A 22,736-nucleotide genomic window follows, 5' to 3' on the forward strand; every position below is an offset into this window, starting at 1 on the left:
ATAAACAAAAATAATTTTCGACAGAAGGAATTTGATCAGCAATGTCGAAAACTATTTCAGACAAAAAAAATTGGATATTGATTCTAAGGAGGAAGCAGCCAGTGCAAAAAATCGAGGTTTTGTTGGCAGATGACAACCGTGAATTCACGAATTTGCTTGCGGAATACATTACGGAGCAAGAAGATATGATGGTAACTGGAATCGCCTATAATGGCGAGGAAGTGCTGAATATGATCAGTGATTCGCGAAAAATTCCGGACGTACTCATATTGGATATTATCATGCCTCATCTGGACGGCTTGGGTGTTCTAGAACGTTTGCGTGAAATGAATTTGTCTCCACAGCCGAAGATCATTATGCTGACTGCTTTCGGCCAAGAGAACATCACACAGCGGGCCGTGCAGCTTGGAGCATCGTATTATATCCTGAAACCGTTTGACATGGAGGTGCTCGCGAGCCGCATTCGTCAGCTTGTCGGCGGACAAAGCGTAACGGCAGGCAACGTAAGCATGGCATCGACCATCAAATCCAATGTCGTTCCGATGGCCAAAGGCAAAAATTTGGACGCCAATATTACGTCCATCATACATGAAATCGGCGTTCCTGCGCATATTAAAGGATATCAATATTTGCGCGAAGCCATCACGATGGTGTACAACAACATCGAAATTTTGGGCGCCATCACCAAAACGCTTTATCCGGCCATCGCCGAAAAGTTCAAAACGACGCCTTCCCGCGTGGAACGCGCCATTCGCCATGCAATTGAGGTTGCCTGGACGCGCGGCAACATCGACTCCATCAGCCATCTGTTTGGCTACACGATCAACATCAGCAAGTCCAAGCCGACCAACAGCGAATTCATCGCGATGGTGGCCGATAAGCTGCGGATCGAGCATAAGGTGAGCTGAACGTAGGTGTGACGCGGTGTTTTAGCGATCGATAGAACACTTGTTCTCGGAAACTTTTCGGTCGTTGTGCGTGAGATTCCGATAAACTATACCGTTGCTATTCCGAAAAACTATCCGCAATTAATCTGTTAAATTTCGTGAATTCATCGGACGATTAACTGCATTTTATCTTAGCGAAAATTTCGAATAATTTCAAATTGGCGCCCACAAACCGAAGTAATTTCGGGATAGTAGGGCGCTTTTTATCTTCCCGGGCTGAAGCCAGCGCAGTTGAATTCGTAATCCTCTTCCGCCTGTTCAGCGCGCCTCTCCGCCGCCTCTCGTCCCGCCTTTAGCGCCGCCTTGACTTCGTGCAGCTCTCGGACGGTCGTTTCATCAACGGTCTTTGTTGCGCCGGTTGACGGGATAGTGTGGGGATGGGATACGAAATCGCTGCGGTCAATGTCGGCAGGTAGCGAGAGCATTTGAATCAACTTCCCGAATCCTATTTGTTCGAACGTTCTCACCCATCTGTTCGTAAACTTGGATGAACTGCCAGGCGGTTGTTTTCGCGATGTCCACCGTCTGTAGCCATCGTTCCCAATCTCCGTGCGCCAAATCGTTCTCCTTGACGTGTTTCAATCTGCGATCGATTTCAAATATAGCCTCACCCGCCACTCGTTTGTAGGCAAGCAAGAACAGAGTCCCGGTAGCTGCGTGAGAAAAGGTTGATGGACAACGAATTTATTACTCTTCTTTAAACATCTTATTCAATGGACTTGCCTTTCTATGGTCTGCCTTTAAATCCTCATCGGCTAGTGCTACATATCGTTTTGTCATTGATATATCAACATGTCCTAATGTCTTCTGCAAGCTGAAAGCAGTAGCACCATTTCTTATAAATTCAAGGGCAAATGCATGACGAAGGTCGTAGGGCCGAATATGAACTCCGATTTTGTGACTATGTCGTTCTAAACGATCTCCCCAAACATGACGATTTAACTTGTTTCCTCCCTCTGTACAAAAGACGGTTACTTTGTTTGCCCATGAACGGGGTCGCATTTTCAAAAAAGTTTTTAGAGCTTTGACTGTTACAGGGGATATGTTTAATGTTCGAGATGCACGAGCCTTAGCTGCACTAGCTGGAATGCGAACCCAACCCGAGATAAGGTTTATATCGTTGGGTTGGAGAGACAATGCTTCGGAAGGGCGTATTCCTGTATCAAGTGTTAGAAGTATTAATGTATAATCGCGCATCCCAACAAAAGTGTTTTTATCGGGCATTTGCAGAAGCTTTTTTAAAGTTTCAATATCGATTGCAACGATACGCGATCCTTCTTTCCGTTTTTTTAGACCCTTCAATGGATTCTCTTTTAAATATCCATTTTCAACACACCATTTTAGAAATGTTCTTAGGTATGTCAAGCGACTATTAAATGTCGCGGGAGCGATACCTTCCTGTGATAAGTGAGCGATCAATGATTCTTTTAAGCTAAAGTAAGAATCCCATGCATTAGGAAATCGTTTAAATAATAGATTTACTGTTCTCACATAGTCTTTGTAGGTTAGAATGCTAATGCCCTTTAACTGCTTAGCCATTAAAAACTCATTGAGTAGATCTTCCCAGGGACGATTACTTTTTAGTGAAACGCGTTGTATTTGTTTCATAATTTCCCCTTTTTATATAGAGTTTAGAGATTCAAACCTCACATCTGTTTATTCGTAATATGTAGTCGATGTGATGTAGCCAAGTCCGCAGAGGCTAGACATAAATCATTGGGATTGTCTAAACAAACTCAACTATATATTTATTTTATTTTATTCTCCTATTTTTTCCAAGCAACACACGCGGCGCCCTTATCGTTGAGCTTCCTATATTACTCGATTGATTTAATCGAGGACAGCCGCGTATTACAGCTCGCCCGTCTCCGAGCCCGATAATCGTTTATATTCAGCCATTCGATCCCCTCAGCTAGATTAAAATAGCGCAGGATTGTCCGGAGTTTACCCGGATCATGCGTGAATCCAGCGGTTTCATATCCCGTAGTCACAAAACGGCAGAAAATATAAGTATTTAACGCAAAAAAGACGCCTTTTTAATGGCGTCTAAGCGAGCATCAACGTTAAATTACTGTCACTTATTACTTTCAGCATCATATTTATAAGACACATTTTTGTATTTCTCCATCGCTTCAATAATTCGAGGATCTTCCATCCACGCACGAGCTTTCTCAGTAGCTTCAGTAGCAGTCAGATTCCTAGTAGAATGTGAAGCTACAACACCAGGATCAGGTGTCTTTCCATTTATAGATTCAAACATATACTGCCTAACGAATGATTTTTCATCCTCCGTCAGTCCTTGGAGCGCTTCATTTACTTGCTTCTCAACGTATCGATTCGCTTCGTCTGATTTTTGTTTCCATTCAGCCTTAAGTTTATCAAGTTCTATTTGTGTAACCACTCCTTCTATTGGTTCTACCAACATTAAGGATGAGTATTTATCAATTGGGTTGTCGTTTTCTGTTACCATAAAATTGGCGAAATAAAATACATCCTTCTCTTTAGTGTCAGTTTCAGTTCGAATCCCTCCCGATGATTGAAAAGGAAGGTCTAATATCGCTGTTTTTTCTGCTTCGGAATAGTTTTTTTCTTTAAGTAATCTCAATGCCTTTTCATAACGTTCAACTTTTTCTGATTGACGTTTTTCCAAAAGTTCACCAAAATAGTTCGGCTCTCTGGTTTTAAAGAATATGGCGTAGATAAGAAGGCATACCATTACTATTATGATTGCAGTAATTCCTGCCCGAATTATAACTCGTGAAGTCAAAATAAGTTCCCCCATAAAAGTTTTCATCAGGAAGATGGTGATTTTCCCCCGCCCTTTTTAACAAGGGGAATTATACCAGGAGAGGCACGAAGTTAAAAGTTAAATATATGCAATTACTTAATGAATTGGTATATTTGTTTTAAACATACGGAAGCACCGTTACAGGCTCTTACTCGCTCACTGCGCGTAGGGCCTTTTAATTTGTACCCGGAGTGTGATATTCGTTGGTTCAACGTTACCGTATCCTCGAAACGGACATCGAAATGTTTGCCGCGGCCCTATCGAAAGCCCACGTTTACATCGCGTTCGATGACGAAGAAGCCGGCTATAAATACGTCGTGGCACACGGCGGGCGCCTCGAAATGTACTCGCCGGATTTTGTCCGGATAGCCGGCGTCTATTATTCTCGCAAAACGTATGAATTTCGCGTTCACTTATGGTAGAATTTAGGTGGTGATCGAAATGGGCCGTTTCATGAAGCCGCTGACCTCTTCGCTGCACCTTTATACCGCGATGACTGAACGCGCGCCGATCGCCGTGTTTATCGGGAATGAACTCGTTGGGGCCGGAAGAATCGCAGAGGTCACGGAAGAGAGCGTGAAAATCGGGGGCGAACGGTACATGCGGGAAGTATGTACGTTTAAATACGCTACATAAAAAGGAGATTAGAAGATATATGAAGGTTCTAACTATCGGAAGATTTTTGGGAGTCAACTCAGACAATGCTGATTTTGGTTCTACAATTTCTTTTTTCGACTATGATATAGTAGTTATTGACTGCTCAATAATTCAACATGAATACACCGCCAATTATTCGAATAGTACATATCGCGGGCTTAAATCAATTAGTGATAACGACTCTCCGCTCATAGTCAGTGACATAGAAAGAAGAAAACAGGAAATCCTAGATTTATTGAGGCTTGGAAGAACCGTTTTTGTTTACACCCCAGTAGCGCAGAAAGTATATGTAGACTCGGGGAAACGGGAGTATTCGGGCACAGGAAAGAATACAAGAACCACGCGCATAGTCAATGAGTTAGATATTCTAAAATTCCTTCCATGTTCTATTAATACAATTACTGCAGAAGGATCAGGCATCGAGCCCTTACGAAGCCCTTTCTTCGATGATTTTTGGAAAAAGCATATGAATGAGTTGGTGTATTCCGCCTATTTTACAAGTGAGTGCGGCAACCCAATAGCAAAAATCAGAGGAACAGATAAGGTAATCGCTTCGCATATATCCATAGAAAATGGCAACTTAGTATTTATACCTAATTTTATAAATGACGATGACGACGAAGATCTTGAGGCTGGATTTATCGACTCACTGAAGGAAATAGCGACAAAATTAAAAGAAAACAGTGGGGATTATACTCTTCCTAGTTGGAGTCAAAATTACATTCTCCCAGGCGAAGAAGAGTGTAAGAGTGAAATTTTAAGTCTAGAGGCTGACTTAGAAGCAGTGAAACATAAGATTTCAAAACAAAAAGAAAAACTACTAACCCTTGAAGAGTATAAACTTCTATTCACTGGCACCGGGCGTTCTTTAGAAGTCCAGGTAGCCAAAGTATTCAAGGAACTTGGCTTCGAAGTTAGCGAGGGAATCCCCGGTAGGGACGACCTGATACTAAGTTACAACGGAAAGGTAGCTGTAGTTGAGATTAAAGGTGTAACTAAAAGCGCCGCAGAAAAACATGCTGCACAACTCGAAAAATGGGTCAGTGAGTACCTTGCGTCTAAAGAAGTCGCACCAAAAGGAATACTTATAGTTAATGCATTCAAAGATGTTCCTCTCACTGACCGATCGGAGGCAGCATTTCCAGCACAAATGCTTAAATACTGTGAGTCAAGAGAACACTGTCTATTAACAGGTACGCAGCTTCTTAATCTATACATTCATATTAAATTCCATCCAGAAGCAAAAACTACTATAATAGAATCTATATTTAACACTAAGGGACTATTCACAAATGAAGCTGGTGATTATGTTACTTTTGCAGCACCCAGTGAACAAGAATTTGTCAAACAGTAATGGAACGTGTTAAACAATAAACTCCGTAAAAACAGGAGTCCGCAGCATTCCCGCACGAGTCCACCCACGCATCTTCACGCGCGCTCGTATCCTCGGCTCAACATAAACAAAATTGCGGTCCTCGCCGGTAATCAACGGCTGCACAACGCCATAAAACGCCTTCTTGTGCGTTGGCGTCGCGCCAAGCTCGATAATACCGGCGGGCCGCATTTTTGCGTTATCCTCGACCGCCGCAAGCCACCCGAATTCCGCCTTTTTGTACCCCGTCAGATAAACGTCAGCATAGCGCCAGTTAATAATCTTTTGCCACGCTGCAGATCGGCGCCCCGTTTCATATACGCTATCCTTCCGCTTTGCGACCACGCCTTCCAATCCGCGCAGCTCGATCTGTTTAAATAACGCCTCGCCCTCATTCTCGACGTAAGGGACTACGCCGAAGTGAGCGTTCGGCATCGCCAGGCCGGCGAGTATCTCTTTTCGTTGCGTTAACGGCAGCCCGCGAAGATCCTCGCCCTTATAGCGCAAGACATCAAAAACGATATAGGTTGCCGGGATAGTTCCGGCAAGCTGACGAATGCGATCGGCCCTTTTCGCCTGAAATCGCGTCATTATCGATTCGAAATCAACCGTGCCGGTTTCCGGATCGAAGTATGCAATCTCGCCGTCCAATTCAATGTCATGAGGGAACAAGGCGCCGGCGATCTCGGGATACTGGCGCGTACATTCGTTGTTATGGCGCGTATATTAGGCGGACGTTGCCGTCCTCTTGCGAGAAGATAAGGCGGTGGCCGTCGATCTTTGGTTCGTAGATGTGGCGCGGATCTGAGAACGGACCAGCCGCCGTTTCGAGTAACATCGGGCTAATAAACATCGTAAACACCTCTACGCCGATTATAGCGCTACTTGAACGTATGATGAGGCTGTAAGTGTTGGAATTTAATACGTGCAATTATACGTATATTTAGATTGACACGTACTAATATACGTATTATTATAAAAATATAAGGAAGGTGATGCGATGAATGAAGGGCTACTCTTCGAGGGAACTGATTAAACTAATAGAAGCTGACGGATGGTACTACATAAGAGCAACAGGCGACCACTACCAATTCAAACATCCGACCAAGCCCGGCAAAATAACAATCCCTCATCCAAACAAAGATCTACCTAAGAAAACCATAGCAAGTATTCTCAGGCAGGCGGGGCTAAGCTGAAGCCCCTCCCGCAAAGGAGGTTTATTTATAGATGAATTTCAAGACACAGAAGAATCGCTACGTATTCCCTGCAGTATTCGACTACGCAGACGACGGCATCTCGGTAGAGTTTCCGGATCTCCCCGGCGCTCTTACCTGTGGCGACACCGACGAAGAAGCGCTCTACATGGCGAAAGATTGTCTCGCACTACACCTTTACGGAATGGAAGAGGATGGTGACGAGATCCCAGAACCAACGCCAGTCGCTGATATCCCGCAAATGCCAAAGAAAGTAGTCGTATTAATCGACGTATGGATGCCGCCATTCCGCGATAAAATGGCCGATCGCGCCGTTAAAAAGACGCTGACCATTCCGAAATGGCTCGACGATTTGGCTGCGGAACACAAGGTCAACTATTCGCATGTGCTGCAGGATGCGCTAAAGAATTATCTCGGAGTGAACGAACGAAAAAAGTGACATTAAACGCGCCGAACAGTTCGGATATGATCCGCTGATTTAGCCGTCTTTGTTGCTGGACCGTCCTAATTTGGGGCGGTTTTTTTCTTGCGGACAACTTTGTCGTAATATGGTAAAATTTCGGTATTGATACGTAAGGAGGTCGATAATGGATAGTTATATGAAGCCGTTAACCTCCGCTATTCATTTACATACCGCGATGATAGACCGGCTGCCGATCATCGTCTTTATCGGGAACGAACTCGTTGGCGCCGGACGGATCGCGGAGGTGACGGAAAACAGCGTCAAAATAGGGGATCAGCGGTACATACCCGAAGTGTGTACGTTTAAATATGCTAGTTAAAAAGGGGATGTTAATTTTGGCTTTTCTAGAAGACTTAATAAAAACCATTAAAGTACCAACTGATATAACTAAAGATGCTTTAGAGCCAGCTTCAAAACAAATTGGAGAGGGTATAGGAAACCTGTTTTATCTAGCCTTTGCCCCTGTTCTTAAAGCAAAAATAAGAAAAGAGCATGAAATAAAATTATTCAAGGAGGATATAGAACGAGAAATCGCAAAAATTCCTGCAGATCAGTTGACAGAACCCAGAATAAACATTGTCGGTCCTGCATTAGAGGCAGCTAAATATTATATAGAATATGCAGAACTTAGGGAGATGTTTGCTAAACTAATCGCTTCTTCAATGAATGAAAATGAGTTAGATAAAAGCCACCCATCATTCGTCGAAGTCATCAAGCAGTTTTCCCCCTTGGATGCTCAAGTAATAAAGTATTTAAATGATAATAAAGGGAATGTGGGTAGCGGTATGGTAATTGGTGAAGATAGAGACGGCTCTGTTACTGTATTAAGACACTTCTTCCCCTTCCCAAACTTGAACAAGAACAACTACGACCAATATACTGCATCTATTGATAATCTAATTCGGTTAGGCCTATTAACTATTGATGAGATTCATCAATTTGTAGAGGAAGGACGGTATGATCCTTTAATGAAACATACATTGATTGACTACTTCCAAAATGAGGCAATCGAAGAAATCAAGGAACACGCGGGCAATGATATAGTTGTCCGACTCAAAAAAACTTCTTGGGTTTTTACTCAATTCGGTACTAATTTTTGTGAGTGTTGTTTAGAATCTAAACAATAAACTCGGTAAACATCAGAGTCCGCAGCATCCCCGCACGTGTCCAGTTCCGCATCTTCACGCGCGCCCGTATCCGCGGTGCCACGTAAACAAAATCGCGGTCCTCACCGGTAATTAACGGTTTGACAACGCCATAGAACGCCTTTTTATGCGTCGGCGATGCGCCAAGCTCGATAATACCGGCGGGCCGCATTTTTGCGTTATTCTCGACCGCCGAAAGCCATCCGAACTCTGCCTTTTTGTAACGCGTTATATAAACGTCAGCATAGCGCCAGTTTATAATCTTTTGTCACTCGGCTGATCGGCGCCCCGTTTCATACACGCTGTCCTTTCGCTTGGCAACAACGCCTTCTATCTAATCCGCGCAGCTCTATTTGTATAAACAACGACTCGCCTTCGTTTTCAACGTATGGGACTACGCCAAAGTGAGCGTTCGGCATCGCCAGGCCGGCGAGTATCTCTTTCCGTTTCATTATCGGCAGCCCGCGCAGATCCTCGCCCTGATAACGCAAGATATCGAACACGATATAGGTGGCCGGGATAGTTCCGGCGAGCTGACGGATGCGATCGGCCCTTTTCGCCTGGAACCGCGTCATTATCGATTCGAAATCGACCGTGCCAGTCGCCGGATCAAAATACGCTATTTCGCCGTCCAGTTCGACATCATGCGGGAACAAAACGCCGGCTATTTCGGGGTACTGGCGCGTACAGTCGTTGTTATGGCGTGTATATAGCCGGACGGTGCCGGATTCTTACGAAAAGATAAGGCGGTGGCCGTCAATTTTCGGCTCGTAGATATGGCGCGGGTTTGAGAACGGGGCCGCCGCCGTTTCGAGTAACATCTGGCTAATAAACATCGTAAACACCTCTACGCCGATTATAGCGCTAGTTGAACGTATGATGAGGCGGTAAGTGTTGGAAACGGTTAACCCCGGCGATTACGAAGCACCGATATTAGAACGAACACCGAGGATACGAGAGCCACGAGAACAACGATCCAAGTGATTACGTTTAACATTCGAATCCCTCCCGTTTATTTTATTGTACGTTTATGATAAGATTGGGAGTAAAGAGGTTGGTGTGTGAGACCAACCTCTCAGGAACCTTTCTAACGTCTGCGTCGGATGCGTCGTTTAGGGGGTTCCTTTTTCTTTGTTACGGCTTGTCTTGTACACTAGGTACGCTGTATAACATTGAATGATTGCCGTAATCAGTGTGACCCAATCTTTCATTTGTTTGACCTCCTTTCTATATTCGTTATGCGATATCGAATGACAGATTGCAATAGGTTTGACAAACAATATTCTATATCGCATAATCGATAGAAGATATGGAGGTGTCCTGGATGGAGTCTAAAATAACGCCCCGTCTCGGCGAGATCCTAAAAGAACGCCAACTAACTCAAACACAGCTTTCGGAAATGTCCGGCGTCCCACAAGGTTCTATCTCGCGTTTCGATAAGAATACACGTCATGATGACGCACACCTATTCGCGATATCGCGCGCTCTCGGTATTCAAATCGAAGAATTATTCCGCGTCGAAACCGTTGAATAAGAACGTTTGTTCGTTGTGTAAAATCCGGAGAGGTGATCTACGGATGAAAACGAACGAGGCGATGCCTACATTAGCAGAAGATATTTTGCACTTACTCATCGAGGCCCACAAAACGCGTGAACCGATCAACCTGCGTATGTACGACGAATATGACGGCGCACATGTTATCGGCGTGATCGAGCGCATTGATACGGGAGGCCGCCGCTTTATGGTTGACGGAGAGTGGTTCCGTGCGTCCGACGTTCTTGTTTTTTAAAAATATGTAAAACTAAAGCGCCGCGGTTTCGCGACGCTCTTTTTTTTTGAATTTACGCGTACTTTTCATTAATACTGACACGAATTTAGGTTTGCAACGTATTAAAAGTTGAGAAAATAAGACATTCCGTTACAGTTGATCTGTTTGTGTACCGCATTATATGTTAAAATTTAGGCTGTAATCTCGAAGAAAGTCGCTTTACGAAATAGCGTTTTCGTCGCTCTAACGACTTAAAATTAAATAAAGAAATGTGTTTTGAATTTTACATTTGAAAATCCTTAGAAAATACTTAAAGGGGTATTGTTATCTATGGGGGACATATATTTTGGAATAGGTAGTTTTCATTTTAACTGTATTAAAGAGATTCCAGATATCTCAGAGCTTTACAAAAATTATGTTAAAGAGATAACTAGAATTTTAGGTACATGTAGCAGTATAAATAACATTTTTGTTTCGGATAATAATATATTTAAAATATCAAATAAACAAAATATGTTGTACTATAATGAGTTAGAGGTAAATAGCAATGATTCTGTATACAGTAGTTCGAACGGAATAAGCCCGCAACCAAGTTTTCTTAGAATAGAATTTGATCTCTTTATCCCCTACCGTGTTCAAAAAGAGTTAAATAGGAAACCGATATCAATCCAAACAAATACTGAGAATTTTAAAGTGTATATTATCTACGACAACTATTTTCCAGTGGCAATAGTAGGCCGCCCTAAAGGGATTCATTCCGGCAGTCGCTGCGGAGTTGGATCGATTAAAAAACGGAGGGGATTGCGAAATGACGATGGAAATAAAGGCGGCATTCAAGGCGCTGCAGGAAACGGTTGAAGCGCAGGCTAAACGGATCGCTATACTGGAAGGAACCGCAAAGATGGCGGATATCCCGACTTGGGCAGTCGATGCGTGCGTGGCGGCCAAACGCGCGGGGGCGGTGGATACGACGGCCGGCGGTTCGTACGATTTCTACCGGTTGATTACCGTCATGTATCGGCGCGGATTTTTCGATACGAAGCAGGTTGCGTAATATAATGAAGAAAAAATTATCTTCGCGAAAGTTTTGGGCGCTGCTGGCCGCGTTGGCAACGTCGATTTTGACGGCGGCGGGCGCCGGTGAAAATACCGTCTTGCAAATTATGGGAATTATTTCGGCGGTAGGCGCATGTGTTGCGTATATGCTGGCGGAAGGAATTGCGGACGCAGCTAACGCTAAGGATAGCGATATAAACGAATAATGGATCGAAAAGGGCGCAGTCATGTGGAGTTGATCCGTTGTGGCAGCGCCCTTTTTTGCGTTTTATTTCTTTTTTGGTGGGGGTGTAGGAATGGTTCGCTTTTGTGTGTAATTCTCTGCTCCCCTAATTACTGGTCTAGTGCCTCGACTTCTAGGTGTGTCGGAGGTGTCGTTTTTACTGTTAGCTCCACCATTGTTAAAGTAAGTGCTACGGATTTGTTTGTCAGACATTCTTTATAATCTCCTCTATTATGATATAAATTACAAACAAAATGAAACCCCAAAGCATTAAACCGAGTCCTGCGCTATAGTTCTTATTCTTCCTATCAACTCTCTCAGAATTTGAATTAATTGACTCTTGGTAAGTAGCAGCTAGATCGATTTTGACCCTCGCTGGAGTTTCCTTGGCGAAATCTGAATCTACAATGTTATTGATGTCTACTTGCTCGAAAGTACCGACTTTAATTGCATTGATGAATCTGACAGCACTCAGCGTAAGTAGAATCGCTATAACAATTTGAAAAATGTAGGAATAAATAGCGTGAGCTATTTGGCCGGTCGGAATCTTAATGCTTGTTGCATACGTAAGGAAAACACCAAATAACACACCCACAAAACCGAGGGTAATCCCTGTTTTTGTTTCAACTTGCTTAAACCTATCGTATTCTTCATTGTATATCGTCTTTGCAGTGTCTAAAATCGCATCACAGCTTTCTGGATCTAGTTCCCTTTTTGGTATTAATGGTTTGTTCATAGAAATCTCCTAAACTATTGAATGAAATGATGCTATTATTAGTATATAACAGATTCTACCATTAATAAACAGAAGTCGACTTAGATCGCCTCGTAAATATAAATAATATTGGGCGTGAGAAACGGAAAAACACGTAAATCAGCGCCCAACATTAATTAAGAGCTACTATCTAAATAAATGGCGTCCCCGTTTTCTTTCGTTCCCTCCGTCAATCAAACTCGTCACAGGCGAAGCCTTGTCGTGTTGCTCCCGCAAATCTGTTCCGGTATATCGCACGTACACTTGCGTCATATTTAAAGAAGTATGTCCGAGAATGCGCGCTAACGCCATCGGGTCCCCGCCTCCACGAAGGAACTTAACTGCAAAGTAGTGACGGAATGTATGCGGAGATACACGTGGCCCAACTACGCCAACGCGCTTTGCGTACAGCTTGAGCATCTTCGCGAATGTATCCCCGTAATATCGCTCGCCGAATTGCGTCAACCAAAGGTAATCGTCATCGTCCACGTCCATGTATGCGATTAGTTTTTCGATCTCTTTGATAGTGCGCTGTGATAACGGCACGACCCTCGTAGTCTTCGTTTTTGCGATCTCCGCACGTATTGTTACTTGTCGCAATTTAAAATCAACGTCAGATACGCGGAGATTTGTTAACTCTTTGATACGGAGCCCTCCGTCGATAAGAACGAGCATCATGCAATAATCCCTTCGGCCTGTATAAACACGCAGATTTGGTGCGCTTAGTAATTTTTTTACCTCATCGTCCGTGAATACCTCAAATGTATCCTTTTCCTCGGTTTGGTAATTAACTGCATTCATCGGTGAATGCGTTATGATGCGCTCTCTTACGAGATAATTGAAGAAAATACGCATGTTTCGAATAACGTTATTTACTGTTCTCGCGGACAATCCTACACCGCTAGTGGGGGATGTGGGGTGATCATCCCAGCGCACTTTTTCGGAAGTCAGATACCCGATGTATTCACGGAGAACTTCCGTTGTAATTTCTTTCGAGCCCCTTTCGACGTACCACTTTTTAAACTGTTCGAGTACCTGCGCGTAAGCACTAATCGTTTTGGGCGACCGTTTCTCAATTCGTTTGGAATCGAGAAATTTCGTGATGTGTTTCTCTAAGTCGATTTTTACGGGGCGATGTGCTTTTGAAACGAATGCGAATTTCGGTTGTTTTTGCGGCAATTTATCCGCGCCTCCTTTAGCGATAAAGATTCGCTAATCGTTCCGATAAAGGTCGCGAAAATTTATGGGAATGACGGATAGCTCGCGCCCAACTTACCGCACCGTTGAGCGAAAAACTATCGCTGGAAACGGTTTCCAACAGCGAATTCATCGCGATGGTGGCCGATAAGCTGCGGATCGAGCATAAGGTGAGCTGAAAGGATACCTAAAGAAGCGGATACCATTTTTTTACGGAGATCTTATATTTTAGATTTAAAAGAGACGCCTGACTTCTTGGAAGGGCGTCTTTTTGTGTTTTTTGTAGCATGAAGCGGTCGGTGGATCTAGTAAAAATATCAGAGCGTACGGGTACTGATCCAGCAACGATGACTCTGTGCCGGTCACTACTGAGATTAAAGTGTTATCAATACCGGATAAAGCAAACATTGAGTACTGTTTTCAAGCCCCGGGCAACATCGAGTAATCCTGTTCGAGTGGATACGATCCTTTTATATTTTTCAGGATCCTGTATACATAACCCCGCTTCATATCGTTATTAGAATGGAAAGGAGCGGATCATAATCGATGACGAGTTGATAAGACAGCTGCTTCACAGAGGCAAAGTCATTAAACACTATTTGGTTCGGATCGGTGCAAACCCTTCGGATGCGGAGGAAATCGTGCAGGACACATTGCTCAAAGGCATAACGCATATCGATTCCATCAAACCGGCAAAGTTCATGTCCTGGCTTTTTAAAGTCGCTACGCATAAATATTATGACCGGTACAGGAAGGAAACCCGGCGAGGAAAAACGGCATCGTTCGAGCTTTTATCATTCATGAATGGGCCATCCCCGGAAGATCATTATTTGCAAAAGGAAAAAAGCCTGGGGGTAAAGGAATTGCTGAACCGGATTCCGCAAAAGTACAAACAGATGCTTATCCTGAAGTACGATTTGGGTTTGAGCTACGACGAAATCAGCAGATTGTTGAACGTAAAAACCGAGCGGGTTAAAACCGACTTATACCGGGCCCGAAACATGTTCAAAAAAATGTATGAAGGAGAACGACAAGATGAGCAATGATTATTCTGAGGCTGTGGAACAGGATAGTGAGCAGCATTTTCGAAATCTTTTGAAAAAAACGAAAAGGAAGTCGATGCTGCGAAATATTATCATTTCCGTCTTGAGTGCGATGGTTGTAATTGTCGGGCTGCTCATTGCGGACAAAATGCTTTTATCACGCAGCGCGAATAAAGCACTTTCGGATCTTTACCATTATCAATTGATTTCGTCTCCCAATGTTCTTCTTGGCGAAAGCCAATCACTTGACAGCGTGTTGGGTGGAACGGCGATCTATCGGACATATAAAGTCATCGAAGGCGTGCCGCTGCCATGGGCCGAGGTGAAAGTCCATTACAATGTTTTTGGCCAATATGGGCAATTTGTCGGCGGATATTCTCCATTAAACGTTAAAGATCCGGACATGGAGAAACTGAATATGGCAAGACCTTATAACGTGATGAACGGACAGAGAGAACTGTTGTTTTTTCACCCGGAAGTGCATTATCCCGATTTGCTGAACGAGCTGAACAAGCTGGATCAGATCGATTCCGGGAAAAAAGTGGAGATGGCTCTTTCGCTCGATCATGCCTACACGGCAAACGAAATCCGCGATATGCTCCCTTCCGGTGTACATGCCCGTTGGTTCTGGGTAGATACGTACACGCCCGAATACATCAAATTTATGAACGGCCCGCCCGCCCTGCCTCTTATCAGTCCTAACGTATATGGCTATGCGGCCTATGCCGATCCGGAGGACACTCGAGAAAATGACGAAGGCAAATTTATCGAATACGTTAAAGAAGGATTAAAGCTGAACGGAAACTATGATTGGGAATATACTCAAATTTTCAATCAGTTAAGAGGCGGCAAAAAAGAGCCAGCAAAAGACGATGTGCATTCTATCGGCGTTGTTGTAACGGGCAGTCCGGAATCCTTGCGGGCTTTAAAAGACAAAAATTGCGTCCGTGCCGCGGTTTTAGGGGCGATTGCAGATAAATACTGAATAATCGGCGACAAAACAAAAAAAACGCTCGGTCTGAGAACTACCTTATTAGGCAGAGCGTTCTTAACTTGAGATGGCGTTTATGATGTCGAACCACTGCTGCCGCACGATCCGTAAACGATGCCGCCAAAGCATGGCGGCTTCATTAGTTTAATTGGCAGTTTGTGCATATTTCTGGTACAACTATGTTATCAGGAGAAAAGAATCCGAAGGGAGCCACCGTTAATATGAGCCGCGTTTTTGTCATTTCGGACCATCATTTTGGCCATCAAAACATTATCGATTTCGAATCGAGGCCTTTTGCTACCGCGGAAGAAATGGATGAATATATGATCAACCAATGGAATGAAATCGTCGAAAAAGAAGACAAGGTATTTCATCTTGGCGATTTTTCTTTTTACAACAAAGAGAAAACGAAAGCGATCGTCCAGCGCCTTCACGGCAAAAAGTTTCTCATTTTGGGCAACCATGACCGCGGACGCAGCAAGGCATGGTGGCTTGACGCCGGGTTTGAAGAGGTCAGCGAATATCCGATTATTTACGGAGGGTTTTATCTTCTGTCGCATGAACCGATGTACATGAACAAACATATGCCTTATGTCAACGTTCACGGCCATATTCACGGCCAAAAATACGAGGGCAAGCATTACTTCAACGCCTGCGTGGAGCATTGGGATTACAAGCCGGTTGATTTCGAAGCCATCCGGAGCAGTTTGGCGCCAAACGAAGAACAACAATAAGACTATTTTCACAGGTGCGCATGCCTTAGGTGATTCAAAGGTTACAAATTTTTGGCTGGTCAAGCTCCTCAAAAAGACATAATATGAAAGTAAGATGCTGGCATTGCAATGAAGCTGTGCAACCAAAGAGAGGAGCTTCACGTTGACGAGCAAAAAATGGATCATTGCGGCAGCCGCAGTTTTCGCCATATGTTCTGCGACTTCAATATTGGCCTTTGCGAAAGACAATGCAATAAAAAAGGATTCAAGCGCCGCGGCGGCGTTCACGGCCAATGATCAGGCAGTACTCGCGGAGGGCGGGGGAGTGAATCATATGCCGGATCCGGCCGATATTTCGGGCGGTGAAAGCGCGGACATCAGGCATAAACGGACCGTTTCGGCTCATCCCTCCACCGAAGACATGATTGCCGAATCCGACGATAAGTCCGTACATATTACAGGAACCGAGACGAACGAAGGTATTTTTGACCATTTAATGATAGAAACATCGGCGTTTAAACGCAGCATGCCCGGTTACAATGTGACGAATCCGACCTATGCGCCCGAAATCATCCTGGCAGATCTAAACGGGGATGGAACGAAGGAAATCGTCGTCATTCTGACCACGGGTTACGGTACCGGAGTTTACCGGTCTGACGTTGTTGTGTATAATTCAGAAGGTAACATCATACCGGTTGAAGATGCCAATGCGGCGTTTTCGAAGCAGTTCGGCGGGAGTTTTTCGGCTCAAGGGCTTGACGTGAACGTCCAAGGGCAGCGCTACCATGTGCCGTACACATCTTTGCTGTCGGATCGGGATCATTTGAATGAGCGTCCGCAAATCGGGAGTTTCATGCAGTATGCGGTGGACAACGGCTCGTTAACCGCCACGGCTGCGGTGCAAATCTCGCCTGCGGAGTTCGTGGGCGATCTGACGATGACCTATAGGTTCACAAACGGCACGCTCCAGGTCGGCAAAGCAAGCTTCGAACTGTACCCGGAATACGGCTCCTAAAGGCATGAAAGGAATTATATGAAAACATCCAGAATTACATACGCAATCATTTCCATGTTGGCCGGCATTTTTTTGCTCGTATCCGCGGGATGCTCCGTCGGCTTGCCGGACACCGGCGCTTCGGTTTCGACGGACGGGCAAAAGCTGAAGGTTTATTTTTTGGATGTCGGACAAGGAGCTTCCCAGCTGTTGGTGACGCCTTCAGGCAAAACGATGCTGATTGACGCGGGCAACAACGACAAGGAACAGGTCATGCTGGATTATATGAAGAAGTATCGTATTTCCAAGCTGGACGTCGTGATCGGAACGCATCCGGATGCCGACCACATCGGCGGACTCGACAAAGTGGTCGACCAGATCCCGGTGGAAACCATTTACATGCCGAAAGTCCAGTCCAATACGAAAACGTTCGAATCGCTGCTGACATCCATCAAAAAGAAAGGGCTGAAGGTCAAAACGGCAAAAGCGGGCATATCCTGGGATCTCGACGAACAGGTGCACGTGGACATGCTGGCGCCGACCCGCAGCTACGACGATTCGAACAATATGAGCGCGGTGGTGAAGGTCACCTACGGACACAACTCCTTTCTTCTGACCGGCGATGCCGAAAAAGAAAGCGAGAAGGACATGATCGCTTCGGGAGCGGATTTGCGGGCGGACGTGCTGCTTGTCGGCCATCACGGCTCCAACTCTTCGACGACGTTGAACTTTTTGAAAAAGGTAAACCCGAAATATGCCGTCATTCAAGTGGGAGAAGGCAATACCTATGGCCATCCTAAAAGCGCGATTTTAAGCCGTTTGCAGAAGCAGGGTGTCGAAATCTATCGAAACGACAAGCAGGGGACGATCGAAGTCGCGTCCGACGGCACCACGATTCATATTTCCACGGAAAGGTAGCGGGACATATGAAAGGAACGATCGGAATCATCGAAGGATTTGAAGGCGAATTTTGCAAAATAGAAATCGACGGAAACGTGGAAGCCGTGTCCAAATTGAAAGTGGATGCATCCGCCAAACGCGGCGACGTGGTGGAGTGGAACGGCGGCAAATGGATTCCCAATCCGTCTTTAACGAAAAAACGCACGAAGGAAATCAAAACATTGATGGACGACGTCTGGGAAAATTAAAAAAGAAAAAACCACCGCTAAAGGTGGTTTTTTTCGTATAGACCATTATTCAACGATCAGTTTGCCTTTCATATCGCCATGACCGGCACCGCACATAACGGAGCAGTCGAAGTCGAATGTGCCCGCTTTGTCTGCGGTAAATTCGGCAGAACCGTCTTTTTGCAGATTCACTTTAAATTCCGGAATTTCCAGTCCGTGTGCGCCATCGGTGTTTTTCAACGTAATTTTTACTTTGTCGCCTTTTTTCACTTTGATTTCGTTCGGAGAAAATTCGAAGCTTTTGGCGTTTACGGTAATTTCCTTCACGTCGCCGCTTGCCGAAGACGAAGAATCGCTTGCGCTGCCGGAGCTGGAATCGTTGTTGTTGCCGCATGCGGCCAGCACCGTTGCGGAAAGAGCCGCGACGGCGATCAAAGAAAAGATTTTTTTCATGTCTGTATCCTCCCCTTTTTTTGGAAAAATGTTGGTTAACCATTCACAAATGTCGAGTTTACGCCTAACCTCAACTACTGTCAATCCCCACTTTCTTGTAACGGTTCCAATGTCCCGGGCGAAAAAACGGGCGGAACAAGAAAAAAGCTCCTCAAAAGCGAAGAGCTTTCCTGCTTCATTGCACTTTATGAGGAGGCACGAAGCAGTTTCGACAACGCGGCTCGTAATCGTCGGAATCGCCGATCAGAATGATCGAACCGAGCGGCGCCGGCTTGCCGTTGACGATCCGCTGGGTGAACACAGCCTCGGGGCTGCCGCAAACGGCGCAGAACGCGGTCAGCTGCTGTATGTCGTCGGCCATGGCCAGCAATCCTCCGATATAACCGAATTCCTTGCCTCTGTAATCCATATTCAATCCGTCCACAATGACATGTTTTCCGCGGTATGCCAGCTCTTCGACAAGTCCCAATATCGGTTTGTTGAAAAACTGCACTTCATCGAACGCGACCACATCGGCGTCTTCCGTTTCTTTATAAATCCGGGCGACAAGCTCGTCCGTCAAATGCCTTGGAATCGAGATGGCCGGCAGTCTATAGCCGATCCGGCTGACGATTTCGTCCTTTGCGTAACGCTGATCCTCCGCCGGTTTATAGGCAACCAGCTTTTTCCGTCCGTACTGAACCAGTTTTTGGCATCTGCGGATGAGTTCGCCGGACTTCTCGCTAAACATGGGGCCCGTGATTACGGTAATCCGTCCTCTACTCACCTTTATGCTCCTTTCCCGCTTGAAACCAGGTATTTCATCGATTAGGATGAAAAATCACGAAAAATAGCGACTTTTATAGAGTACCATAATTGGTTATGGGTGGCTATAGACATTTGCAAAGGCTGGCGTTTTCACCGCGGGAAGTGGTAAGGTAAGGGTTGAAATCAATCGATTGCGGAGGAATGCCAGATGAAAGAAAAGTTGGAGGACTATCGGGAGCGGGTATCGGCGTTGTCGAAGGAGCTGGAGCAGCTTCCGGAAGCTGCCGGGCTGATAGAAGAAATGCTGCAGGATTTAAACGAACTCGTTCGCCAAAACCATGCGCTGCGAAAAACGATTTTGAAAAGCTCCACGAAGGAATCGCGAATGTCGAGCAAGCTTCGGGACGCATTATACGAATAATTACGGTTTTGCCTGAAACCGCCTAACAATTCAAATCCGTGCCCGGTAACTCGGAACGATACACCAAATCCTTCCCGCCGTTATATGCTGTAAAAGGGAGACCAGACACTGGCGGGGGTGATGAAGTGGGGCGTTCGAAAAAAAATACGCCGCGAAAATCCAAAGCACCGACGAAAAAAAAGCCTCTGCGAACTTCCGCGCAAACGGCATTAAGCCCCCAGCAGATCGCCGTCATCGGGGGGCTGCTTTCCGGTTTTTTCGTGGTCGAGTCCGTCCTTTACAACCGCAGCAACGAGCTGAAGGTGATTTTAACCAGCAATCCGATCACGGAATTTCCGGTGCTAGGCAACAAGCAAAGGGAAGAGGAAGAAGAGATTGCACTGGAATACATCGCAAGCGAGCCGGAATTCAATCCGCAGATGATGGCGATGTTGTTGAATACAGCTAAACACAAAAGATAAATGTTGATCGATGCACTTTCGAAGAGACAGACCGCCTTTTGCCGAATTTTCTTGCGATGCAAGGTTGGCGTTCATTAAACCCTATACATTAAACCCTATACATTTTCGCACCATATAAAAAACCCCGCTGCGGCTCAGGCATCGCGGGGTTTCGTCGTTTTTGATCATGAAGTGGGTTGGGCGGGCGGCTTGGGTTTGCGTTTTTCCTTAAATCGCGGTCCGACATAATTTCGTTTGCGGTCCCGATATAAGATCCATCCGCCGAGAAAGGTCATGCCGACGGCAAACAACAGCAGGCCGAGCAGGAAATGCCCCCATTCGAACGTCGGATGGGCAACGCTTGCATCCCCATGGACCGAATAAAACGCGAACACGGCGTCTTTCATAAATAAAAATCCTGTCACTGCCATCAGTCCCGGAATCACGAGGATCAGAATGGCAATGAAACGGGAAATGACCATTTTCATGCGGAATATCCTTTCTGTCATTCGATTTTGCATACCCTTATCATACCGTTTTCATTAACTTCTGTCCATTTCGCGGGACGTTTATTTGTAATGGAGAAAAAAGAGAGTACAATATAAAAAGATAAATGGTAGTCCCGTATTGGGACCGATATGTTAATACGTCAGACGAAAAAATTTATGGATAAATGTGGGGGATGGACATGACAATTTCATGCGATGTAGCGGTGCTCGGCGGAGGAACCGGCGGGTACGTGGCGGCCATCCGGGCGGCTCAGCTCGGGAAGCAGGTCGTAATTATTGAGGCGGACAAGCTGGGAGGCACCTGCTTGCACCGCGGCTGCATCCCAAGCAAATCGCTGCTGCGGAGCGCGGAGGTATACGCCGAAATTCGCGACAGCGCAAGCTACGGCATTGAAACGGCCGGCGCGACGCTTGTCTTTTCCAAAGTGCAGGAACGGAAAACGGGCATCGTGGAGCAGCTTCACCAAGGCGTGCAGTACCTGATGCGCAAAAATAAAATCCAAGTGATCCATGGGAAAGGGCGCGTCATCGGACCGTCGATTTTTTCGCCGAAAAGCGGCGCGGTAGCCGTGGAGCTTGCGGATGGCGAAATGGAAACGGTCGTGCCGACGAACTTGATCATCGCGACGGGTTCCCGTCCTCGGACGATCCCTGGACTTGAGCCGGACGGCCGTTTCATTCTGACGAGCGACGACGCGCTGATCCTGGAAGAACTTCCGGAATCCATCATCATTGTCGGCGGCGGTGTCATTGGCGTGGAATGGGCGTCCATGCTCAGCGATTTCGGCGTCCGCGTCACGATCGTCGAAGCGGCCGATCAGCTATTGCCTGCCGAGGACGGGGACATCGCCCGCGAACTGCAGAAGCTTTTGGCGAAACGCGGTGTTGCGATCCATACGGGTAGCACGGTTCTGCCGGATACATATCAAGCGAAAGAAGGGCAAGTCAGCATCGACATGCGCACGGGAGAGCAAATCGAGACGTTGACGGCTTCGTGTATGCTCGTTTCCGTCGGACGTCAGGCCAATGTGGAACAGATCGGACTGGAAAATACGGACGTGCGCGTGGAGCGCGGTTTTATTGAGGTCAACAAATTTTATCAAACCGGGGAATCGCATATTTATGCGATCGGAGACGTCATCGGAGGCATGCAGCTCGCCCATGCGGCCAGCCATGAGGGCATCGCGGCGGTAAATCATCTCGCGGGCGAAGCCGTTCATCCGCTTCAGCCGCATATGATTCCGCGGTGCGTTTATACGCGTCCGGAAGTCGCAAGCGTCGGTTTGACGGAGAAAGAGGCGCGCGGGAAAGGGCTGGAAGTCAAGGTTGGCAAATTTCCGTTCCAGGCCATCGGCAAAGCTTTGGTGCACGGCAGCAAAGAAGGTTTTATCAAGGTTGTGGCTGATGCTAATAGCAACGACATCCTTGGCGTGCAAATGATCGGCGCCCATGTCACGGATCTGATCAGCGAAGCGGCTTTGGCCCAACTGCTGGACGCAACGCCGTGGGAAGTGGGGCAGCTGGTTTACCCGCACCCGACGCTTTCCGAAATTATCGGCGAAGGGATGCTGGCCGTGGACGGATTGTCCATCGGGATGTAACGGGGGTTGCCGTCCCCCCCCCTCCCGCTGTAAAGAAAAAGTTAGAAAACAATATTTCCTTTTTGGGGCCGTTCGGATTATAATAGGGTTAACCCAAGTCTTAGTACCAGGT

Annotated in this window: 32 protein-coding genes and 2 pseudogenes; 23 read left to right on the forward strand and 11 right to left on the reverse strand. The window is 46.0% G+C overall.

Annotation, left to right across the window (positions count from 1 at the left end; all coding sequences use genetic code 11):
* The first annotated feature begins 101 nt into the window (after positions 1-101).
* A complete protein-coding gene (gene spo0A, locus GQY55_RS10730) occupies positions 102-908 on the forward strand; it encodes a sporulation transcription factor Spo0A (RefSeq protein ID WP_160041084.1) in 807 nt (268 codons plus the stop codon).
* Positions 909-1,150: 242 nt separating this feature from the next.
* Here spo0A and GQY55_RS31295 read toward each other — a convergent pair whose 3' ends face one another.
* From GQY55_RS31295 to GQY55_RS10745, 4 genes are all read right to left on the reverse strand, one after another.
* The gene (locus tag GQY55_RS31295) at positions 1,151-1,372 is read right to left on the reverse strand and encodes a hypothetical protein (protein ID WP_236575533.1); all 222 of its coding nucleotides are present in this window, start codon (positions 1,370-1,372) and stop codon (positions 1,151-1,153) included.
* Positions 1,347-1,565: a DUF3102 domain-containing protein gene (locus GQY55_RS31300; protein ID WP_236575534.1), complete on the reverse strand. Its 219-nt coding sequence runs from the start codon at positions 1,563-1,565 to the stop codon at positions 1,347-1,349. Before GQY55_RS31300 ends, GQY55_RS31295 begins: the two co-directional genes overlap by 26 nt.
* Positions 1,566-1,634: 69 nt before the next feature.
* Positions 1,635-2,555, reverse strand: coding sequence for a tyrosine-type recombinase/integrase (locus GQY55_RS10740; RefSeq protein WP_160041086.1), 921 nt, complete (start codon positions 2,553-2,555; stop codon positions 1,635-1,637).
* 466 nt (positions 2,556-3,021) lie between these two features.
* On the reverse strand, positions 3,022-3,741 hold the full coding sequence (locus GQY55_RS10745; protein WP_236575535.1) for a hypothetical protein: 720 nt from the start codon (positions 3,739-3,741) through the stop codon (positions 3,022-3,024).
* Between the two features lie 197 nt (positions 3,742-3,938).
* Between GQY55_RS10745 and GQY55_RS10750 the strand changes: the two genes are divergently transcribed.
* Genes GQY55_RS10750 through GQY55_RS10760 form a run of 3 tightly spaced genes read left to right on the forward strand, consistent with a single transcriptional unit; the run spans position 3,939 to position 5,746 of the window.
* On the forward strand, positions 3,939-4,157 hold the full coding sequence (locus tag GQY55_RS10750; protein ID WP_236575536.1) for a hypothetical protein: 219 nt from the start codon (positions 3,939-3,941) through the stop codon (positions 4,155-4,157).
* 19 nt (positions 4,158-4,176) lie between these two features.
* Complete coding sequence (locus GQY55_RS10755; protein WP_236575537.1) at positions 4,177-4,371, forward strand: hypothetical protein; 195 nt, start codon at positions 4,177-4,179, stop codon at positions 4,369-4,371.
* Between the two features lie 19 nt (positions 4,372-4,390).
* Positions 4,391-5,746, forward strand: a complete 1,356-nt coding sequence (locus GQY55_RS10760; RefSeq protein WP_160041090.1) for a hypothetical protein — start codon at positions 4,391-4,393, stop codon at positions 5,744-5,746.
* 9 nt (positions 5,747-5,755) lie between these two features.
* On the opposite strand, the pseudogene GQY55_RS10765 reads toward GQY55_RS10760, so the two are convergent.
* Positions 5,756-6,617, reverse strand: a pseudogene (locus GQY55_RS10765) (ATP-dependent DNA ligase).
* Positions 6,618-6,768: 151 nt separating this feature from the next.
* Between GQY55_RS10765 and GQY55_RS10770 the strand changes: the two are divergent.
* The 4 genes from GQY55_RS10770 (at position 6,769) to GQY55_RS10785 (ending at position 8,568) form a co-directional block, all read left to right on the forward strand.
* Positions 6,769-6,960, forward strand: coding sequence for a type II toxin-antitoxin system HicA family toxin (locus GQY55_RS10770; protein ID WP_160041092.1), 192 nt, complete (start codon positions 6,769-6,771; stop codon positions 6,958-6,960).
* A 31-nt stretch (positions 6,961-6,991) separates the two neighbouring features.
* The gene (locus tag GQY55_RS10775) at positions 6,992-7,417 is read left to right on the forward strand and encodes a type II toxin-antitoxin system HicB family antitoxin (RefSeq protein ID WP_160041094.1); all 426 of its coding nucleotides are present in this window, start codon (positions 6,992-6,994) and stop codon (positions 7,415-7,417) included.
* A 148-nt stretch (positions 7,418-7,565) separates the two neighbouring features.
* The gene (locus tag GQY55_RS10780) at positions 7,566-7,760 is read left to right on the forward strand and encodes a hypothetical protein (RefSeq protein ID WP_236575538.1); all 195 of its coding nucleotides are present in this window, start codon (positions 7,566-7,568) and stop codon (positions 7,758-7,760) included.
* A gap of 16 nt (positions 7,761-7,776) precedes the next feature.
* Positions 7,777-8,568, forward strand: coding sequence for a DUF4393 domain-containing protein (locus GQY55_RS10785; RefSeq protein WP_160041096.1), 792 nt, complete (start codon positions 7,777-7,779; stop codon positions 8,566-8,568).
* Here GQY55_RS10785 and GQY55_RS32050 read toward each other — a convergent pair.
* Positions 8,558-9,422 (reverse strand): annotated as a pseudogene (locus GQY55_RS32050) (ATP-dependent DNA ligase). The gene GQY55_RS10785 and the pseudogene GQY55_RS32050 overlap by 11 nt on opposite strands.
* A gap of 488 nt (positions 9,423-9,910) precedes the next feature.
* Between GQY55_RS32050 and GQY55_RS10795 the strand changes: the two are divergent.
* The 5 genes from GQY55_RS10795 (at position 9,911) to GQY55_RS10810 (ending at position 11,617) form a co-directional block, all read left to right on the forward strand.
* Complete coding sequence (locus tag GQY55_RS10795; RefSeq protein WP_160041098.1) at positions 9,911-10,120, forward strand: helix-turn-helix domain-containing protein; 210 nt, start codon at positions 9,911-9,913, stop codon at positions 10,118-10,120.
* Positions 10,121-10,163: 43 nt separating this feature from the next.
* Positions 10,164-10,376, forward strand: a complete 213-nt coding sequence (locus GQY55_RS10800) for a hypothetical protein (RefSeq protein WP_160041100.1) — start codon at positions 10,164-10,166, stop codon at positions 10,374-10,376.
* A gap of 309 nt (positions 10,377-10,685) precedes the next feature.
* Positions 10,686-11,213 (forward strand): hypothetical protein, encoded by a 528-nt coding sequence (locus GQY55_RS30995; protein ID WP_201452134.1) that lies wholly within the window; start codon positions 10,686-10,688, stop codon positions 11,211-11,213.
* Positions 11,164-11,409 carry a hypothetical protein gene (locus GQY55_RS10805; RefSeq protein ID WP_201452135.1) on the forward strand — a complete coding sequence of 82 codons (246 nt, stop codon included), beginning with the start codon at positions 11,164-11,166 and terminating at the stop codon, positions 11,407-11,409. Before GQY55_RS30995 ends, GQY55_RS10805 begins: the two co-directional genes overlap by 50 nt.
* A 4-nt stretch (positions 11,410-11,413) precedes the next feature.
* Positions 11,414-11,617 (forward strand): hypothetical protein, encoded by a 204-nt coding sequence (locus GQY55_RS10810; protein ID WP_160041102.1) that lies wholly within the window; start codon positions 11,414-11,416, stop codon positions 11,615-11,617.
* A gap of 222 nt (positions 11,618-11,839) precedes the next feature.
* Here GQY55_RS10810 and GQY55_RS10815 read toward each other — a convergent pair whose 3' ends face one another.
* Positions 11,840-12,370: a hypothetical protein gene (locus GQY55_RS10815; protein ID WP_160041104.1), complete on the reverse strand. Its 531-nt coding sequence runs from the start codon at positions 12,368-12,370 to the stop codon at positions 11,840-11,842.
* 165 nt (positions 12,371-12,535) lie between these two features.
* Positions 12,536-13,567: a tyrosine-type recombinase/integrase gene (locus tag GQY55_RS10820; protein WP_160041106.1), complete on the reverse strand. Its 1,032-nt coding sequence runs from the start codon at positions 13,565-13,567 to the stop codon at positions 12,536-12,538.
* Positions 13,568-13,671: 104 nt separating this feature from the next.
* On the opposite strand from GQY55_RS10820, the gene GQY55_RS31305 reads away from it, so the two are divergent.
* The 7 genes from GQY55_RS31305 (at position 13,672) to GQY55_RS10850 (ending at position 18,474) form a co-directional block, all read left to right on the forward strand.
* Positions 13,672-13,764 (forward strand): sporulation initiation factor Spo0A C-terminal domain-containing protein, encoded by a 93-nt coding sequence (locus GQY55_RS31305; protein ID WP_236575539.1) that lies wholly within the window; start codon positions 13,672-13,674, stop codon positions 13,762-13,764.
* Between the two features lie 375 nt (positions 13,765-14,139).
* A complete protein-coding gene (locus GQY55_RS10825; RefSeq protein ID WP_160041108.1) occupies positions 14,140-14,631 on the forward strand; it encodes an RNA polymerase sigma factor in 492 nt (163 codons plus the stop codon).
* On the forward strand, positions 14,603-15,613 hold the full coding sequence (locus tag GQY55_RS10830; RefSeq protein ID WP_160041110.1) for an anti sigma factor C-terminal domain-containing protein: 1,011 nt from the start codon (positions 14,603-14,605) through the stop codon (positions 15,611-15,613). Before GQY55_RS10825 ends, GQY55_RS10830 begins: the two co-directional genes overlap by 29 nt.
* 227 nt (positions 15,614-15,840) lie before the next feature.
* A complete protein-coding gene (locus tag GQY55_RS10835; RefSeq protein ID WP_160041112.1) occupies positions 15,841-16,353 on the forward strand; it encodes a metallophosphoesterase family protein in 513 nt (170 codons plus the stop codon).
* A gap of 304 nt (positions 16,354-16,657) precedes the next feature.
* On the forward strand, positions 16,658-17,347 hold the full coding sequence (locus GQY55_RS10840; protein WP_236575540.1) for a hypothetical protein: 690 nt from the start codon (positions 16,658-16,660) through the stop codon (positions 17,345-17,347).
* Positions 17,348-17,365: 18 nt separating this feature from the next.
* Positions 17,366-18,244 carry a ComEC/Rec2 family competence protein gene (locus tag GQY55_RS10845; RefSeq protein ID WP_160041116.1) on the forward strand — a complete coding sequence of 293 codons (879 nt, stop codon included), beginning with the start codon at positions 17,366-17,368 and terminating at the stop codon, positions 18,242-18,244.
* Between the two features lie 8 nt (positions 18,245-18,252).
* On the forward strand, positions 18,253-18,474 hold the full coding sequence (locus GQY55_RS10850) for a DUF3006 domain-containing protein (protein WP_160041118.1): 222 nt from the start codon (positions 18,253-18,255) through the stop codon (positions 18,472-18,474).
* 45 nt (positions 18,475-18,519) lie between these two features.
* Here the strand turns inward: GQY55_RS10850 and GQY55_RS10855 are convergent, their stop codons facing one another.
* On the reverse strand, positions 18,520-18,906 hold the full coding sequence (locus GQY55_RS10855) for a cupredoxin domain-containing protein (RefSeq protein WP_160041120.1): 387 nt from the start codon (positions 18,904-18,906) through the stop codon (positions 18,520-18,522).
* A gap of 175 nt (positions 18,907-19,081) precedes the next feature.
* Positions 19,082-19,672, reverse strand: a complete 591-nt coding sequence (locus GQY55_RS10860) for a thymidine kinase (protein WP_160041122.1) — start codon at positions 19,670-19,672, stop codon at positions 19,082-19,084.
* A 189-nt stretch (positions 19,673-19,861) separates the two neighbouring features.
* On the opposite strand from GQY55_RS10860, the gene GQY55_RS10865 reads away from it, so the two are divergent.
* Together GQY55_RS10865 and GQY55_RS10870 are read left to right on the forward strand one after the other, a co-directional pair.
* Positions 19,862-20,074 carry a hypothetical protein gene (locus GQY55_RS10865; RefSeq protein ID WP_160041124.1) on the forward strand — a complete coding sequence of 71 codons (213 nt, stop codon included), beginning with the start codon at positions 19,862-19,864 and terminating at the stop codon, positions 20,072-20,074.
* Positions 20,075-20,199: 125 nt separating this feature from the next.
* A complete protein-coding gene (locus GQY55_RS10870; RefSeq protein ID WP_160041126.1) occupies positions 20,200-20,535 on the forward strand; it encodes a hypothetical protein in 336 nt (111 codons plus the stop codon).
* A gap of 164 nt (positions 20,536-20,699) precedes the next feature.
* Here the strand turns inward: GQY55_RS10870 and GQY55_RS10875 are convergent, their stop codons facing one another.
* Positions 20,700-21,002, reverse strand: coding sequence for a DUF2627 domain-containing protein (locus tag GQY55_RS10875; protein WP_160041128.1), 303 nt, complete (start codon positions 21,000-21,002; stop codon positions 20,700-20,702).
* A gap of 200 nt (positions 21,003-21,202) precedes the next feature.
* Here GQY55_RS10875 and lpdA point away from each other — a divergent pair, with 200 nt between their 5' ends.
* Positions 21,203-22,624, forward strand: a complete 1,422-nt coding sequence (lpdA, locus tag GQY55_RS10880) for a dihydrolipoyl dehydrogenase (protein ID WP_160041130.1) — start codon at positions 21,203-21,205, stop codon at positions 22,622-22,624.
* Positions 22,625-22,736: the final 112 nt, after the last annotated feature.

The organism is Paenibacillus sp. USDA918EY (assembly GCF_009870825.1).
Classification (GTDB): Bacteria; Bacillota; Bacilli; order Paenibacillales; family Paenibacillaceae; genus Paenibacillus_AQ; species Paenibacillus_AQ albilobatus.